This window comes from Goodfellowiella coeruleoviolacea, assembly GCF_024171785.1.
GTDB classification, from domain to species: domain Bacteria; phylum Actinomycetota; class Actinomycetes; order Mycobacteriales; family Pseudonocardiaceae; genus Goodfellowiella; species Goodfellowiella coeruleoviolacea.
Window position 1 is genome coordinate 494,391 of record NZ_JAMTCK010000002.1, and the last position, 16,754, is coordinate 511,144.

The 16,754-nt window shown below is 74.1% G+C and carries 14 protein-coding genes; 10 read left to right on the plus strand and 4 right to left on the minus strand.

The genetic code is table 11. From position 1 onward, the window contains the following. Positions 1-21 precede the first annotated feature (21 nt). On the minus strand, positions 22-2,619 hold the full coding sequence (locus LX83_RS05565) for a bifunctional FO biosynthesis protein CofGH (RefSeq protein ID WP_301327633.1): 2,598 nt from the start codon (positions 2,617-2,619) through the stop codon (positions 22-24). 147 nt (positions 2,620-2,766) lie between these two features. Here LX83_RS05565 and LX83_RS05570 point away from each other — a divergent pair, with 147 nt between their 5' ends. The 4 genes from LX83_RS05570 to LX83_RS05585 all read left to right on the plus strand — a co-directional run bounded on the left by LX83_RS05570 (position 2,767) and on the right by LX83_RS05585 (position 6,704). Continuing rightward, entirely contained in the window at positions 2,767-4,371 is a 1,605-nt protein-coding gene (locus LX83_RS05570; protein ID WP_253767735.1) for an IS1634 family transposase, read from the plus strand. A gap of 88 nt (positions 4,372-4,459) precedes the next feature. Further along, on the plus strand, positions 4,460-5,137 hold the full coding sequence (locus LX83_RS05575; RefSeq protein WP_308203915.1) for a YbhB/YbcL family Raf kinase inhibitor-like protein: 678 nt from the start codon (positions 4,460-4,462) through the stop codon (positions 5,135-5,137). A 338-nt stretch (positions 5,138-5,475) separates the two neighbouring features. After that, a complete protein-coding gene (gene ku / locus LX83_RS05580; protein WP_253767737.1) occupies positions 5,476-6,519 on the plus strand; it encodes a non-homologous end joining protein Ku in 1,044 nt (347 codons plus the stop codon). Next, entirely contained in the window at positions 6,516-6,704 is a 189-nt protein-coding gene (locus LX83_RS05585; RefSeq protein ID WP_301327755.1) for a hypothetical protein, read from the plus strand. Before ku ends, LX83_RS05585 begins: the two co-directional genes overlap by 4 nt. Positions 6,705-6,884: 180 nt before the next feature. On the opposite strand, the gene LX83_RS05590 is transcribed toward LX83_RS05585, so the two are convergent. Then, positions 6,885-7,148, minus strand: a complete 264-nt coding sequence (locus LX83_RS05590) for a hypothetical protein (RefSeq protein WP_253767739.1) — start codon at positions 7,146-7,148, stop codon at positions 6,885-6,887. A gap of 238 nt (positions 7,149-7,386) precedes the next feature. Here LX83_RS05590 and LX83_RS05595 point away from each other — a divergent pair, with 238 nt between their 5' ends. Beyond that, positions 7,387-8,400 (plus strand): hypothetical protein, encoded by a 1,014-nt coding sequence (locus tag LX83_RS05595; RefSeq protein WP_253767741.1) that lies wholly within the window; start codon positions 7,387-7,389, stop codon positions 8,398-8,400. A gap of 147 nt (positions 8,401-8,547) precedes the next feature. Beyond that, positions 8,548-8,754 carry an MbtH family protein gene (locus LX83_RS05600; protein ID WP_253767743.1) on the plus strand — a complete coding sequence of 69 codons (207 nt, stop codon included), beginning with the start codon at positions 8,548-8,550 and terminating at the stop codon, positions 8,752-8,754. Between the two features lie 112 nt (positions 8,755-8,866). On the opposite strand, the gene LX83_RS05605 is transcribed toward LX83_RS05600, so the two are convergent. Further along, complete coding sequence (locus LX83_RS05605; RefSeq protein WP_253767745.1) at positions 8,867-10,408, minus strand: glycerol-3-phosphate dehydrogenase/oxidase; 1,542 nt, start codon at positions 10,406-10,408, stop codon at positions 8,867-8,869. After that, on the minus strand, positions 10,405-11,079 hold the full coding sequence (locus LX83_RS05610) for a TetR/AcrR family transcriptional regulator (RefSeq protein ID WP_253767747.1): 675 nt from the start codon (positions 11,077-11,079) through the stop codon (positions 10,405-10,407). The genes LX83_RS05605 and LX83_RS05610 overlap by 4 nt, the downstream gene beginning before the upstream one ends. 39 nt (positions 11,080-11,118) lie before the next feature. Between LX83_RS05610 and LX83_RS05615 the strand changes: the two genes are divergently transcribed. The 4 genes from LX83_RS05615 to LX83_RS37680 all read left to right on the plus strand — a co-directional run bounded on the left by LX83_RS05615 (position 11,119) and on the right by LX83_RS37680 (position 16,754). Beyond that, the gene (locus tag LX83_RS05615) at positions 11,119-12,702 is read left to right on the plus strand and encodes an FAD-binding oxidoreductase (protein ID WP_253767749.1); all 1,584 of its coding nucleotides are present in this window, start codon (positions 11,119-11,121) and stop codon (positions 12,700-12,702) included. Position 12,703: 1 nt separating this feature from the next. Next, a complete protein-coding gene (locus LX83_RS05620; protein WP_253767750.1) occupies positions 12,704-13,597 on the plus strand; it encodes a diacylglycerol/lipid kinase family protein in 894 nt (297 codons plus the stop codon). A gap of 356 nt (positions 13,598-13,953) precedes the next feature. Further along, entirely contained in the window at positions 13,954-15,078 is a 1,125-nt protein-coding gene (gene srmL / locus LX83_RS05625) for a PheS-related mystery ligase SrmL (protein ID WP_253767752.1), read from the plus strand. Between the two features lie 149 nt (positions 15,079-15,227). After that, positions 15,228-16,754 carry a glycosyltransferase family 39 protein gene (locus LX83_RS37680; protein WP_301327634.1) on the plus strand — a complete coding sequence of 509 codons (1,527 nt, stop codon included), beginning with the start codon at positions 15,228-15,230 and terminating at the stop codon, positions 16,752-16,754.

Genomic DNA, 16,754 nt, shown 5'->3' on the forward strand with positions numbered 1-16,754 from the left:
CCGCGGACTCGCCCGCGCGGGTCAGCCCACGATCGGCAGCGGGTTGCGCACGGCACTGGCCACACCGTCGCTGGCCAGCGCGGCGGCAACGCGCTCGGCGTCGGGCGTGCCGTAGGTGGTGGTGCGCTGCCGCAGCGGTCGACCCAGTGGCTCCACAATGGACGCCAATCCGCTGATCGTCTTGTAGGAGCCGTTGTTCGCCCCGGCCATCCGGCTGATGGTCTCCTCCATCAGGGTGCCGCCCAGGTCGTTCACCCCACCGCGCAGCACCGCGCGGCAGGTCTGCTCACCCAGCTTCACCCAGGAGCACTGGATGTTGTCGATCAGTCCGTGCAGCAGCAGCCGCGCCAGCGCGTGCACGGCCCGGTTCTCCCGCACGGTCGGGCCCGGCCGGGCCAGCCCCGCGAGGTAGATGGGCGCGCTCTGGTGGATGAACGGCAGCGGCACGAACTCGGTGAACCCGCGCCGGCCGTGCCGTTCCATGCCCCGCCGCTGCAGGTCGGCGATCAGCTTGAGGTGGCCCACCCAGTGGGCCGGGGTGTCCACGTGCCCGTACATCATGGTCGACGTGGTGGGAATGCCGAGTTCGTGCGCGGTGGTGATCACCTCGACCCAGCTCGACGTCGGCAGCTTGCCCTTGGTGAGCACCCAGCGGACGTCGTCGTCCAGGATCTCCGCGGCCGTTCCGGGCAGCGAGTCCACACCGGCCTCGCGTGCCTGGACCAACCAGTCCCGGATGGACAGGTTCGTCCGCGAGGCGCCGTTGACCACCTCCATCGGGCTGTAGGAGTGCAGGTGGATCCCGGGCTGGCGGCGCTTGACCTCCCGGGCCAGGTCGAAGTAGGCCGTCCCCGGCATGTCCGGGTGGATGCCGCCCTGCATGCAGACCTCCGTCGCGCCCGCCTGCCACGCCTGGTCCACCCGGTCACCCACCTGGGCCAGGGACAGGGTGTAGGCGTCGGCGTCGGTGCGCCGCTGGGCGAACGCGCAGAACCGGCAGCCGGTGTAGCAGACGTTGGTGAAGTTGATGTTGCGGGTGACCACGAAGGTCACGTCGTCGCCCACCGCGTCCGCCCGCAGCCCGTCGGCGATCTCGGCCAGCGCGTCCAGTTCGGACCCGTCGGCGTGCAGCAGCGCCAGCGCGTCCTCATCGGACAGTCCGGCCGGATCGCGCTCGGCCCGGCGCAGCGCCGCCGCGATGTCGGTGTCCATCCGGCGCGGGGCGGACGGCAGCCTGGTGGCCAGCTCGGTCCAGTCCCCGTACACCGAGTCGAAGTCGCCGCGCCGGTCCTGACCGCGTCCGGTGGTGTCCACCTCGACGTGCAGTTCGGTGCGGCCGGAGCCGGCCTGCTGCCAGCCGCCGTCGGGTTCCTGCCACGGCATCCCCCGCACGACGACGTCGGTGCGGGCCAGGCCGGTGGCCGGGTCGGCCAGCGCGGCCACGTGCCCGGCCACCCGGGGGTCCAGCCACGGCTCACCGGCCAGCACGTACTCCGGGTAGATGGTCAGCCGCTCGGCCAACCGGTAGCCGGCCGCCGAGGTCTGCCGGTCCAGTTCGGCAATGGCCGGCCAGGCGCGTTCCGGGTTGACGTGGTCCGGGGTGAGCGGCGACACCCCACCCCAGTCGTCGATGCCGGCCCGCACCATCAGCTCGTACTGCTGCCCGATCAGGTTCGGTGGCGCCTGGATCCGCGTCTTCGGCCCGAGCACCAGCCGGGCCACCGCGATGGTGGCGGCCAGCTCCTGGAGGTCCGCGTCGGGCGTGGCGCGCATCCTGGTGTCCGGCTTGGCCCGGAAGTTCTGCACGATGACTTCCTGGATGCCGCCGTAGGCCCTGGCCACCCGGCGGATGGCGAACAGCGCGTCGGCGCGCTCGGCGTGGGTCTCGCCGATCCCGATCAGGATGCCCGTGGTGAACGGCACCGCGCTGCGGCCGGCGTCGTCCAGCACCCGCAGCCGCACCTCGGGGTCCTTGTCCGGGGAGCCGTAGTGCGGCGCGCCCCGCTCGGTGAACAGCCGGCGCGCGGTGGTCTCCAGCATCATGCCCATGGACGGTGCCACCGGCTTGAGCCGCTGCAGGTCCTGCCAGCTGAGCACACCGGGGTTGAGGTGGGGCAGCAGCCCGGTCCGCTCCAGCACCAGGATGGCCATGGCCCGCACGTAGGACAGGGTGTCGTCGTAGCCGTGGGCGTCCAGCCACTCGCGGGCCGCCGTCCAGCGGTCCTCCGGTCGGTCCCCGAGGGTGAACAGGGCTTCCTTGCAGCCCAGTGCCGCGCCCTGGCTGGCGATCTCCAGCACCTCGTCGGGGGTCAGGAAGGGCGCGTCCAGCCGCCCGGGAACCGTGGCGAACGTGCAGTAGCCGCAGCGGTCCCGGCACAGCCTGGTCAGCGGGATGAACACCTTGCGGCTGTAGGTGATGACGCCCGGTCGGCCCACCGCGGCCAGTCCGGCGTCGCGGACCCGGGACGCGTGTTCGGACAGGGTCGCGAGGTCGTTGTCGCGCGCGTGCAGCAGCACGCCCGCCTCGGCCGGGTCGAGTGACTTGCCGTCCCGGGCCCTGGCCAGGGCCCGGCGCATGGCGGAGGCGGTCGGACGGTCCTGCGGGTCAGCGAGAGCCATGCCAGAACCGTAGGTCGGCGCGGATCGCCTGCCCCATCACCGTTTCCGGCGACTCCACCGATCAGGTCAAGCCTCGCCACCGTCGTGGCTGGTCAACCGGTGCCGGTCGGTTGTCGGCAGCACCCCTGGACGCGTATTACCTAAAGTGTGGCGTCGGTGATCGGCAAGCGGGTGAACGGGCGGACGTACTACTACCTGGTGGAGTCCGGGCGGGTGGACGGCCGCCCCCGGATCGTGGCGCAGCGCTACCTGGGGTCGGCCGAGGACATCGTCGCCGCACTGGACGGCGCCGGCGCCGTGCCGGCGAGCACCAGGCAGCTGTCCTTCGGGGATGTCGCCGCGGTCTGGGCCACGCTGGAGCGGCTCCAGCTGGCGCGCGTGGTCGACGAGGTGGTGGGGCGGGGCAGAGGGCGGGTGTCGGTGGGCAACTACCTCGCCCTCGCCGTGCTGCACCGGGCGACCGCGCCGGCCACGAGCCTCGCCGAGTGGTGGGCGAACACCGCCGCCCGGCGTTTCGTGCGGCCCCGACCGCCCGCGGACGCCGTGCGCGACGAGCTGTTCTGGCGGGCGACCGCCCGGCTCACCGGGGCGCACCTGGACCGCGTCGAGCAGGCGGTGGCCGCGTCGGTGTGGCGGTGGCTGGGCCCGGCGCGGCCCAGCACCCTCACGGTGGACGTGCCGGGGTTCGCCACCTACGCGGAGACCGAGACCGCGGCGGCGACCCCGACCGGGCTGACCGTGCTGGTCACCAGGGACGGGGCCATCCCGTTGACCTGGCACGCCTACCGGCGGGACAGCCCGGGCCTGGTGCCGTTCGGCGCGGTCGCCGAGCGGCTGGCCACCCGGCACCGGGCCGCGGTCGGGGAGACCTCCGGCACGCTGGTGTTCGACGCCAGCCAGCACGCGCAACTGGACCTGGACGCCGACCAGCGGTTCGTGGGCGCGCTGCCGCTCGGCGACCACCCGGAGCTGCTGGCCAGACCCGCCTCGGCGCGCACGCCGGTGGACCCGGACCGGTTCGCCGGGCTGACCGCGCTGGACACCCGGGCCAGCGTGTTCGGGGTGCGGCGGCGGGTGGTGCTGACCCACTCGGCCCGGCTGCACGCGGCGCAGGCCCGTGGCCTCGCGCAGGCGCTGAGCAGCGCCACCCGCCAGCTCGACGGGCTGGCCAGGGCGCTCGCCGAGGGCCGCAACCGCCGGCCCCGCGACCAGCTGCGCACCGAGATCGCCCGGATCACCCGGGTGCGCTGGGTGGACCGGGTGCTCACCGCGCGGCTCACCGGTGACTCCCTGGACTGGCGGATCGACCAGGCCGCGCTGGCCCGGCTGGGCGAGGAGTTCTTCGGCAAGCAGCTGCTGGTCACCAACCACGACGACTGGCCGGTGGCCGACGTGATCACCGCGCACCGGGCGCGCTACCACCTCGACTCCACGTTCCGGATGCTCAACGGCGGCTTCGTCGCCGCACCCACGCCGGGCGCGCACTGGACCGACCAGCGGATCGCGGTGCACACGCTGGTGACCATGCTGACCACCGCGGTCACCCACCTGATGCGCCGGGAGGCGGACCGGGCCGGCCTCGACCTGTCCGTGCGGGAGCTGCTGGAGCAGCTCGCCCAGCTGGGCGAGACCGTGCTGCGCTACCCGTCCACCGGTGGTCGCCCACCCACCCGGCACCTGCTGACCAGCCGAGACGCCACCCAGCAGCAGTTGTTCGACCTGTTCGGCCTCGCCGCGCTGGCCCCGAGGTAGCACCGGGCTCGGCGCCGAGGTTTGCCGATCGCCCTGGCCGGGCACGCCTGGCTAAACCAGGAGGACACCGGCAGTGAGGAGTGGGCTCATGCCAGACCCGGGCAGTCACGGCTACGACGTGCGACGGACCCGGCTGCGCTCGGACCACGAGAAGCACGGCATACCCGACCAGCGGGCCGACGAGGAGGCCAACGCCGAGCTTGAGCAGGAGCACCCGCCGAGGCGTCCGGACGACGAGCGGGCGGGCGGCCCGCGCGGGGTCCGGGGAACCAGCCGCGGCTCCCCGTCGCTGGACGAACCCGCGTCGCCCGCGCCGGGCGGCATCACCCTGCGCAGTTCGGGGTTCAACGACCACGCCTTCATCCCGGAGCGCTGCTCCTGGGACGGCGGCAACGTCTCGCCGCCACTGGAGTGGACGACCGTGCCCGACGGGACCGCGGAACTCGTGCTGGTCTGCGAGGACGTGGACGCGCCCGGCGGCTCGTTCATCCACTGGCTGGTCAGCGGCATCCCGCCGACGGTGACCGGGATGCCCGAGGGCCAGGTCCCGGAGGGCGCGGTGGTGGGCCACAACGACTACGGGGAGCGCGGCTGGGGCGGCCCCCGGCCGCCGATCGGCGACAGCCCGCACCGCTACGTGTTCCGGCTGCGCGCCGTGGACACGCCACTGGGCCTGGACCAGAACACCCCGGCCGACCAGGTGAGCGCCGCGGTCCGCAGCCACCAGATCGGCAGCGGCACCCTGGTCGGCCTGTTCGCCAGGTGACCGGTGCCCGCACCGGCCGAGGCGGTGCGGGCTGGTGCGGTCAGTGGTCGTGCGGGCGTGCGTGGCGGAGGGGACGGCGACCGAGCGCGTGTCGTGCGGCCCCGGGCAGGCCGGCGCTAGCGGGCCGACTCGCCGCGTGGGAACCGCTGGCACCGGGTGCCCGCGCAAAATTTGTGAAATTAATTCACTATTGCTTCAGTGTGGACAAAAAACAGTCCTCCGAGCCGCCTGTCCGGCGAAAGCGGGCGCGTCCGGTCGATCAGTGACGGAAAACCGGTTCAACCGCGGTGAGCAGTGGGTATGTAGGACGGGCGGGCTGGAACGAGGAGGGCAGCGGCATGGCGCGAGCGATCTGGACGGGGTCGATCAGCTTCGGCCTGGTCACCATCCCGGTGGGCCTGTTCAGCGCCACCGAGGATCACACCGTGCACTTCAACCAGTTCCAGCGGGGCACGTCGGACCGGATCCGCTACAAGCGGGTCAACGAGCGCACCGGTGACGAGGTCGCCTACCAGGACATCGTCAAGGGCCACGACGTGGGCGGCGGCCAGTACGTGGTGGTGGAGCCCCAGGAACTGGAGGACATCGCGCCGGGCCGCTCCCGGTCCATCGACATCTCGGTGTTCGTCGACCTGGACGAGATCGATCCGGTCTTCTTCGAGCGGACCTACTGGCTGGCTCCGGCCAAACCGGACTACGTCCGCGCCTACAGCCTGCTGGCGCAGGCCATGGAAGCGGACAACCGGGTGGGCATCGCCACGTTCGTGATGCGCGGCAAGGAGTACCTCACCGCGCTGCGCGCCGACCGGGGTGTGCTGGCGCTGCAGACCATGCACTTCGCCGACGAGATCCGCGATCCGCACGAGCAGTTGACCAACCTGCCCGAGGACGACGCGAAGGCGCGTGGCCGGGAACTCGACATGGCCACGGCCCTGGTGCGGTCGATGAGCGGACCGTGGCACCCGGAGGAGTTCCAGGACACCTACTCCGAGCGGGTCGCCAAGTTGATCGAGGACAAGCGGGAGGGGCGGGAGGTCGTCGCGGAGAGCGGCCCACCCGAGCCGACCGAGGTGACCGATCTGCTGGAGGCGTTGCGCCGCAGTGTGGAGCGCACCCGGGAGCAACACGGCGGGCAGCGCCGAGGCACGGAGCGCACGGGGGCCAGGACGGCGCGCCGGCGCTCGCCCGAGTCGGCTCGGCGGCCGGCTGCCGGGCGCAAGCGCGGTGGTGAGGCTGGGGCGGTTCGCGATGTCGCGGCGATGAGCAAGGCGGAGTTGGACCGGATGGCCCGGAAACTGGAGATTCCCGGCCGGTCGCGGATGAACCGGGACGAGTTGGCCGCCGCGGTGGGGCAGGCGAGCGCGTCCGGGCGGGCGTCGTGAGCGTGCACTGCCCTGGCTGCCGGCACGGCGTGGACCACTGTCACGGCACCCTGGTGGTGCACGTCGACGGCACGTTGGAGTGCACGGACCTGGAGTGCCTGCGGGCTGAGGTGGTTCGGCACGAACTGGTCGTGGTCTGCCGCCAGGTGGACGACGACTGCGCGTGCCTGGCCCGCTGGAACTGATCCACGGTGGACGGTCGGGTTCGGGGGTGACCGTCCACTGTGGGCTTGGGGTCAGTGGCTCCGTGGAGCTGGTTCTGCTTGCGGCGCGCGTGAAGGTGGTGCACAGGCGCCAGTGAGTCGGTGGTGTGTCCACTGTGGTCGGTGGTGTCGTGCTGGTGCTGGTTGCCGGTGGCGCGCCGGTCACCGGTGTGAGAAGCCGTGGTCGTGTTGCCGGTATCGGTCGGGTTGGCCGGCCGGGCAGATGATGATGGCGCCGTCGGCGAGCACGACTTCCCGGCCGGGGAAGGCCCGTTGGGCAACGGCGACGTCGCGCTCGTCGAAGTCGCCGGCGAAGTAGGGGCAGCCGTTCCACAGCTCGATGGTTTCCGCACCCGTCGGCCACCGGGAGAAGAACGCCTCGGTGTCGATGGGGTGCTCGGGCGGGGGCAGGTCAGCGCCGGACATGCAAGCAGTGTCAACCGCGCGGCCGGTGCCCGGCACCCGCTCCGGATCGCTCGTCTGGGTGACGTGCCGGTCGGTGTCCGCCCGGTCGGGGTGGCCGGGCGTGAACGCGCGCCCGGTGTCCGGACGCGCGGTGGTGTTGCTGCTCCGGGCGGCGGTGATCGCGTGGGCGGAAGGACGTCGACGGCGATCGACTCCTGATTAGGGTCGAGGTGGAATATCGATCGAGTAGGGAGCGTGAATGCGCGTCATCACCAGCCGTCGGCTCGCCGGGGCCGCCGTGGTTGCCCTCGCCCTCGGGCTGTACCCGGTCACGGCCCAGGCCGCTCCGGTGTCGGCGGACTGCGCCTGGACGGTTCAGCGGTTGCCCGAGGTCGAGGGGTTCGCCCAGCAGTACGCCAGGGGAACCGACCACGCCGGGCACGTGTTCGGTGCGGTGAGCAACGACTACGGTGACACGGAAGTGCCAGTGGTGTGGAGCGTGGACGCGGCTGGGGCGCCTTGGGTGCTGGGGTCCGCGCACGGTGCGCCCACCACGGTCACCGCGTTGAACGAGGCTGGTGTCGCGGTCGGCTACTACCGCGATGAGCTGGGGCGGCACCCGGTGCGCTTCGCCGACGGGAGCTACCAGGACCTTCCCGTGCCGGCCGGGGCGAACTGGGTGGAGGCCGTGGACGTCAACGCGGCCGGCGACATCGTCGGCACGGCTGGTGAGGACATCATCGTGTGGCCGGCGGCCGAGCCGGGCTCGTTCCGGTTGCTGCCCAAGCCGGCGGGCAGCGAGGCGTCGGCCAATGGCATCGACGACGCGGGCAACGTCATCGGCACCGTTGGTCTGGACTCGGCCGAGGGGGTGCGGATCGAGGCTCGCCTGTGGGACGCGGCCGGCCAGAGCGTGGTGCTGCCGCCGGTCGCCTCGGGGGCCTGGGCGTCGCCGGTGAGCATTCGCAACGGTCGCGTGCTGGGCACCGAGTTCGGTGGCAGGGACGCGGGCATCGTGGTCTGGGACCTGTCCGGTGCGGTGCAGTGGCACCTGGGACCGCGCTACGGCGCGAACGCGATCAACGCCGACGGGCTGGTGACCGGGTGGCAGGGCGTGCCGGACGGGTTGATCCAGCGGCTGTTCCAGAACGGTCAGGCGGTGGCCACGCCACCCGTTGGTTTCAGCGCGGGCGCCTCGGGTTCGGCGTTGACCGATGCCGGCGTGCTGGCGGGCACCAGCGACAACCAGGCCGCGGTGGCCACCTGCCGCTGACCGCGTGAGCGGACTCGGCGGGCCGGGGGCATGCCGCCGTCCAGGTGCTTCCTCGGTGGTGACCGCATTTCCCCGGTCCGGTTCGGTGTTGGCAGGGCAAGATGGGCGGGACGCCGTCACGGTGGACTCAAGGGAGGCTGCTGATCGATGACCAACCCGTTTGACGACCCCGACGGAAGCTTCGTGGTGCTGGTCAACGACGAGGGCCAGCATTCGCTGTGGCCGTCGTTCGCCGAGGTGCCGGCCGGCTGGTCGGTCGTGCTCAACGAGACCGACCGGCAGTCCTGTCTTGACTACATCACCGAGCACTGGACCGACATGCGTCCGTTGAGCCTGGTGCGGGCCACGGGGTAGCAGGACTAGAACGTGTGGGTGTGCCCAGGGGCGCCGGGGTCGGTGACGGCTTCGGCGCCCCTGGTGTGCGGTGGGGGCGGTGTGGCGACTGGCCGGCCGCTGCTGGTCGGGTTCAGTGGGGCAGGGCGTGGTCGAGGGCGGCGCGGGCGGCGGGCAGGGCGCGGGTGCGGGCGGCGGGGACGAGTCCGATGCGGGTGCGCCGGTCGAGCAGGTCGGCTTCGTCCAGCGCGCCTTCGTGCCGGATGGCGAAGAGCAGTTCGGCCGTGGTGGTCGCGGTGTCCTCGGTGATGGGTTCGAGCAGTCGTGGATCGCCCTGGGCCTGGGCGAGCACGGCGGGTGCCTCGGTGCCGTAGCGGCGCACCAGCCGGCGGGGCGCGGCGATCGCGGCGAGCTGTGCGCGGGTGGCCGCGCCGACCAGGGGGAGGCGGTGGGTGCGGCACGGGCGGTGCGGGATGCCGGCGGCGCGCAGTGCGGCGTCCAGCGCGTCCTCGGCCATCCGCCGGTAGGTGGTGAGTTTCCCGCCGACCACGGTGACCAGGCCGTCGGGTGCGGTGTGCACCTGGTGTCGGCGGGAGAGGTCGGCGGTGCGGCCGGTGCCGGTGTCCAGCAGCGGGCGCAGTCCGGAGAAGGTGCCGAGCACGTCGGCGTGGCTGAGCGGGGTGCGCAGCACCGCGTTGATGGTGTCCAGCAGGAAGTCGATCTCGGCGGGTGTGGCGTGGGGGATGTCGGGGACCGGGCCGGGGGCGGGCTCGTCGGTGAGTCCGACGTACACCCTGCGATCGGGTGCGGGCAGCGCGAACACGAACCGGTTGTGTTCGCCGGGTACGGGCACGGTGAGTCCGGCGGCCAGTCCGCCGAAGCTGTCCTGGGCCAGCACGAGGTGGGTGCCTCGGCTCGGGCGCAGTGCCACGCCGGGCGCGACCTGCCCGGCCCACACGCCGGTCGCGTTGATGACCACGCGGGCGTCGAGGCTGATGGCCTGCCCGGTGAGCTGGTCGCGCAGCACGGCGCCGCGGCCGGTGACCTGTTCGGCGGCGCAGCGGGTGAGGATGCGGGCGCCGTGCCGGGCGGCGGTGCGGGCGATGGCCACGACCAGCCGCGCGTCGTCGTGCGCCTGGCCGTCCCAGCTGAGCAGGCCGCCGCGCAGTTGGTCGGTGCGGATGGTGGGGGCGTGGCGGTGCACCTCGGTGGCGCTGACGCGGCGGGGTGGTGGCAGGACGTGGCCGGGGGTGCCCGCGGTGGCGCGCAGCAGGTCGCCGGCGAGGAACCCGGCGCCGACCAGTGCCGCGTTGGCCCGGGACACCGCGGGGGTGAGGGGCACCAGTTGCGGCAGGGCCCGCACCAGGTGGGGTGCGGTGCGGGTGAGCAGGATGCCGCGTTCGACCGCGCTCTCGCGGGCGATGCCGAGTTGGCCGCTGGCCAGGTAGCGCAGTCCGCCGTGGATGAGTTTGGAACTCCACCGGCTGGTGCCGAAGGCGAGGTCGTGCTTTTCGGCGAGCACCACGGACAGGCCGCGGCAGGCGGCGTCCAGTGCGATGCCGGCGCCGGTGCTGCCGCCGCCGACCACGAGCACGTCAACGGGTCGCCCCCGGCTGAGTTCGTCGAGGTCGCGGGCGCGGCGGGCGGCGTTGAGCGCGGCGCTGGGGGCGGTCACGGCGCGAGGTAGCGGTCGAGGAGGGCGGCCAGTTCGGCGTCCAGTGCCTCGATGGACACCTCGCCGGTCGGTGCTGGGCCAGGCGGTGTTGGGCCAGTCGCTGGGCTGGCCAGCACCGGGCCGGTGAGCACGAACGACCACGCGGTGAGCAGCACCGCCCTGGCGCGGGGCGCCACCTCGCCGGGGCGGACGGACCCGTCGGCGATGCCGGCGCGCAGGCTGTCCTCCAGCAGGGCCAGCTGGTGGTTGGTGCTGCGGCCGCGGCGGTGCAGCAGGTAGGGCAGCAGGAATTCCGGGTCCACGTCGACGATCTTGCGCAGCAGCGGGTGGTCGCGCAGCGCGCCGGCGACCCGCACGACCAGGCGCACCAGGCGTTCGCGTCCGGTGCCGGTGTCGTCGCGCATGTTGGCCTCGACCACGGCGGCGAACTCGCGGGTGACCAGGGCCGCGGTCAGCGCGGTGACGTTGGGCCAGCGCCGGTAGAGGGTGGCGCGGGAGATGCCGGCGCGGCGGGCGATCTCGGCCATGTTGAGTCCGCGCATCCCCACGGCCAGCAGCAGGTCGTGCGCGCAGTCGAGGATGCGGTCCTCGGGGATGGCGTTGGCGGCGCGGGCGGGTTCGGCCGGTCGCGCCGCGGCGTCCAGCGCAGGGGTGCGACGCTGAGACATCATGTGCCACAGTGTATCAGCGCGAGGGAGTGGAGGACCGCGGTGACCGAGCCCGACCTGTCCGTGATCGACCAGCACCCCTACCGGTGGGGCAACCCGAACCCGCCGCCCGGCCTGCCCGAGGCGATCCGGGCCGCCCTGGGGCACCTGGGCGTGCGGCCGGGTGCGCGCGGCCCGGCCGTTGATCTGTCCACTGTGCAGCTACCGGCCGCGGTGCTGCCCGAGGCGGCCCGGTCCGCGCTCGCCGCGGCGGTGGGGGCCGAGCACGTCAGCACCGCGGCCGAGGACCGGCTGGCGCACACCCGGGGCTGGTCCACCCCGGACCTGCTGCGGCTGCGGCGTGGGGACGTGGCCGACGCCCCGGACGCCGTGGTGTTCCCGGGCACGCACGACGAGGTCGTCGACGTGCTGGCGGTGTGCGCCCGGCACCGCGTCGCGGTGGTCCCGTTCTCCGGGGGCACCTCCGTGGTCGGTGGGCTCACCCCGGCCAGGGCGGGCTTTTCCGGGGTGGTCGCGCTGGACGTGCGCCGGCTCTGCCGGCTGGTCGCGCTGGACGAGGTGTCCCGCACCGCCACGCTGCAGGCCGGGCTGCGCGGCCCGGTGGCCGAGCGGCTGCTCAACGAGCGCGGCTTCACCCTCGGGCACTTCCCGCAGTCCTTCCAGGGCGCCAGCATCGGTGGTTTCGCCGCGGCCCGCTCGGCCGGGCAGGCGTCGGCGGGCTACGGGCGCTTCGACGAGATGGTGGTCGGGCTGGAGCTGGCCACCCCGCGCGGCACCCTCGCGCTGGGCCACGCCCCGAAGTCGGCGGCCGGACCGGACCTGCGCCACCTCGTGCTGGGCTCCGAGGGCGCCCTGGGCGTGATCACCTCGGTGCGGGTCCGGGTGCGGCCGGTGCCGGCGAGCCGGGTGTACGAGGGCTGGCGGTTCCCGTCGTTCGCGGCGGGCACGACCGCGCTGCGCGCCCTGGCCCAGGACGGCCCGCTGCCCACGGTGCTGCGGCTGTCCGACGAGCTGGAGACCGCGGTCACGCTGGCCGGCGGGCCGGGTGGGTGCCTGGTCGTCACCGGCTACGAGGGCGGGGCGGCCGAGGTGGCGGCCAGGCGCGCCGCGGCCTCGGCGGTGCTGGCCGAGCTGGGTGGCACACCGCTGGGGCCGGAGCCGGGCGAGGCCTGGCGCTCCGGCCGCTACCAGGCCCCCTACCTGCGGGACGCCCTGCTCGACGCGGGCGCGCTGGCCGAGACCCTGGAGACGGCGGCGTTCTGGTCGGAGCTGCCGGCGCTGCGGGCGGCGGTCACCGACGCGCTCACCACCGCGCTGGCCGAGGCGGGCACCCCCGCCGTCGTGCTCTGCCACATCTCGCACGTGTACGAGACCGGGGCCTCGCTGTACTTCACCGTGGTGTGCGCCCAGGCCGACGACCCGCTCGCGCAGTGGGCGGCGGCCAAGCAGGCGGCCACCGCCGCCATCCTGCGCCGCGGTGCGGCCGTCACCCACCACCACGGGGTGGGCACTGATCACCGCGCCGCCCACGCCGAGCAGGTCGGCCCGCTCGGGACCGACCTGCTGCGGGCGGTCAAGCGCGCGCTGGACCCGGCCGGCGTGCTCAACCCGGGTGTGCTGATCTGACGTGCGCGGGTTCACGGCACTGGTCAACCCGATCTCCGGGACCAGGCGGGCGGCGCTGATCTGGGCCCGACTGGCCGACCTGCTGCGGGCGCGAGGTGCGGTGGTGCGGCAGGTGCCGACCCGCAGCGCCGCGCACGCCACCGAACTGGCCGAACAGGCCGCCCATCGGGGTGATGTGGTGGTCGCGGTCGGCGGTGACGGGCTGGTCCGGGACGCCGCGGCCGGTGTGGTGGCCGCCGACGGGACCCTGGCGATCGTGCCGGCGGGCCGCGGCAACGACCTGGCTCGGGCCCTGCGCCTGCCCGGCGACCCGGCGGCCCTGGCCGGTCTGCTGCTGTCCGGGGTCGGTCGCCGGGTGGACGTGCTGGAGGTCGCGGGCCAGGTGGTGGTGGGCAACGCGTACGCGGGCATCGACTCGGTGGCCAACCACGTGATCAACCGGCGGCGCTGGGTGCCGGGCCCGCTGCTGTACCGGCTGGCCCCGGCCCGCACCCTGCTCACCTGGCGGCCGGTCGACTACACGGTGGAGGTCGACGGCGTGCGCACCGGGGTGCGCGGCCACACCGTGGTGGTGGCCAATTCCGGGGTGTACGGCAACGGCGTGCGCATCGTGCCCACGGCCGTCCTGGACGACGGCCTGCTGGACGTGTTGACGCTGGGGGACTCCTCCCGGCCCGCCCTGGCGCGCGCCCTGCTGCGGGCGCGCACCGGCGGTCACCTGGATGGGCCGCGCACCCGGCTGCGCACCGGGCGGGTGGTCACGCTGTCGGCGAACCGGCCGCTGGCGCTGTACGCCGACGGCGACCACGTCGCCGACCTGCCGGCGACCATCCGGGTTCGGCCCGGTGCGCTGGAGGTGATCGCGCCGGGGCCGCCTCACCGGTTGATGGCGTAGCCGTACTGGTCGGGGGTGGACACGGTGCCGCCGAGTTGCTGCGCGGCGCGCCCCAGGAGGGCTCGCGCAGCAGTTGGCGGCCGAGCACAGGCACATCGGCGACACCCAGACCCGGGTGGGGATGGTGGGCGACAGCAATTGCAAGCGCTCGCTAATTGGGTGTCCCGTTGTTACCCTGACGCCGTGGCAGACGCCGCGCGTGCGCGCCGATTTATCCGCCCCCTGGCCCCTCGTGGGCGCCACGGGGCCGACGTCGTGCCACGCCAGACGCGCTGACCGGTCTCGTCCGGCGAGCCATCGGGTCAGGGGGAGTGCCCTCGTCCCGATCACCCTTCGCTCGCCCCAGGAGACCCGCCATGTCCGCTTGGCTCACCCCTGACCAGCTCACCCGCGACCTGTCCGTGCGCGACCTCACCGACCCCGCCGCCGGCCCCCACGCGATCCAACTCGTCCTCACCCGCGTGGTCGACGCGCTGGCCGCGCGGTGGAGGTGCCAGGTCCGGTGGGTGCGCGGCGACCGCGTCGTCACCGTCGAGGACAACTACGACAACCTGGGCTACGACCGCAGCGACATCACCCGCGACGCGCGCTACACCCGCTACGTCGACCACGGGCGCGTGCTGCGCAGCCACTCCAGCGCGATGGTCCCCGCGGCACTGCGGACGCTGGCCGGCGATCCCGCGGCCGACGTGCTGCTGGTGTGTCCGGGAATCGTCTACCGCCGCGACGCCATCGACCGGCTGCACACCGGCACCCCGCACCAGCTCGACCTGTGGCGGCTCACCCGCCGCCGGCCGCGCCTGACCGAGGCCGATCTCGACGACATGATCAGCACGGTGCTGGGCGCGCTGCTGCCCGGCGCGACCGACCGGCGCGAGGCCCGAACGCACCCGTACACCGTGGCCGGCCGGCAGGTGGACGTGCTGCGCGACGGCGCGTGGATCGAGGTCGCCGAGTGCGGCCTGGCCCACCCCGCCGTCCTGGCCCGGGCCGGGCTGGACGACTCGTGGAGCGGCCTGGCCCTGGGCCTGGGGCTGGACCGGATGCTCATGCTGCTCAAGGACATTCCCGACATCCGGCTGCTGCGCTCCACCCATCCGGGCGTGGTCGAGCAGATGGGCGACCTGACCCGCTACCGGCCCGTGTCCACCATGCCGGCGATCCGCCGGGACATCTCCATCGCCGTCGGCGCCGACGACCACACCGAGGACCTGGGCGACCGGGTTCGGGAGGCGCTCGGCGCGGACGCCGACTGCGTGGAGTCGGTGGAGATCCTCCAGCAGACACCGTGTGCCGACCTGCCCGAGCGCGCCCTGGCCCGGCTGGGCGCGCGCACCGACCAGAAGAACCTGCTCGTCCGGATCACCCTGCGGCACCTGCACCGCACACTGTCCGATCAGGACGCGAACGCCATGCGCGACCGCGTGCACGCGGCCGTCCACCAGGGCAGCACCACGCCGGCCGACGGGGACCTCGGCTGAGCGACGCGGTCCGGGTGGCCCCCGATCACCCGGTCGTTGACCGCGCCGTTCCACGGTGGCCACGCCGGGGGAAACCGCCCGTCCCGGCCGGGTCGGCTGGCTACGATCGGGCCACCCGCCGGGCCGCCGCCGGCGGGCGGGAGGCCGGGATGAGCGGGGCTGCCCTCACCGCGGGGACCGGGCGCACGGCCCGGTTGCCCCGGTTCGCGCTGACGCCGGTCGGCCTGGTGGTCGCCGCGCAGGTCGCGGTGCTCACCGCGCTGTCCGGGCGGTACGGCTTCCACCGGGACGAGCTGTACTTCCTGGCCGCGGGCGCGCACCCGGCGTGGGGCTACGTCGACCAGCCGCCGATCACGCCGCTGCTCGCCCGGGCCGCCACCGCGCTGTTCGGGGCCACCCCGAGCGGGTTGCGCGTCGCGGCCACCCTGATCGGGGCGGCCACCGTGGTGGTGGTCGCCCTGGTCGCCCGGGAGGTGGGTGGCGGGTGGGGCGCGCAGCTGCTGGCGGCCGCGGCGACCGCGCTGTCCTCGTTCGTGCTGGCGGTGTCGCACATGCTGTCCACCACCACGGTGGACCTGCTGGTGTGGGTGGTGATCGGGCTGCTGGTGCTGCGCCTGCTGCGCACCGGTGATGCCCGCTGGTGGCTGCCGGTGGGGGCGGCCGTCGGGGTGGGGCTGGCCAACAAGTGGCTGGTGCTGCTGCTGGTGTCCGCCCTGGGGGTGGCGCTGCTCGTGGTCGGGCCGCGCGCCGTGCTGCGCGGCGGCTGGCTGCTGGCCGGCGTCGGGGTGGCCGCCCTGCTCGCCGCGCCGGTCGTGGTGTGGCAGGCCGGGCACGGGTTCCCGCTGCTGGCGGTGGCCGCCGGCATCAGCGCGGAGGACGGCGCGGAGAACCGGGCGCTGTTCGTGCCGATGCAGCTGGTGTACCTCTCGCCGGTGCTGGTGCCGGTGTGGCTGGCCGGTCTGGTGCGGCTGTGGCGTGACCCGGGGCTGCGCTGGGCCCGGTGCCTCGCGGTCAGCTACCCGGTCCTGTGCGGGGAAGTGCTGGTGTCCGGCGGGAAGCCCTACTACGCGCTGCCGCTGCTGGTGCTGCTGCTGGCCGCCGGGGCCGAGCCGACCGTGCGCTGGCTGGCCCGCGTCCGCCGCCCGGCCGCGCGAATGGCCCTCGGCGCGGTGGCCGGGGTGGCGGCGGGGGCATCCGTGGTGATCGGGCTGCCGGTGCTGCCGGCCCCGTGGCTGGCCGGCCCGGTGCTCGCGGCGAACAAGGAGGCGGGGGAACAGGTCGGCTGGCCGGAGCTGGCCGCGGCGGTCGCACGGGTGTGGCAGCGGATCCCGCCCGACCAGCGGGCCGGGGCGGTGATCCTCACCAGGAACTACGGTCAGGCCGGCGCGATCGAACACCACGGCGCGCGCTACGGGCTGCCGCCGCCGTACTCGGGGCACATGTCCTATGCGGACTGGGGGCCACCGCCGGACGAGCGGACCGGGCCGGTGGTGCTGGTCGGCGGTGTCGGCGCGGCGCCCGCACTGCGGGACGCGCTGGCCGGCTGCGAGGTGGCGCAGGTGAACGACAACGGCGTCGGCCTGGCCAACGACGAGCAGGGCACCGAGATCGCGCTGTGCACCGGGCCGACCGCCCCCTGGTCGCGGCTCTGGCCCGCGCTCCGCTGGCGCTACTGA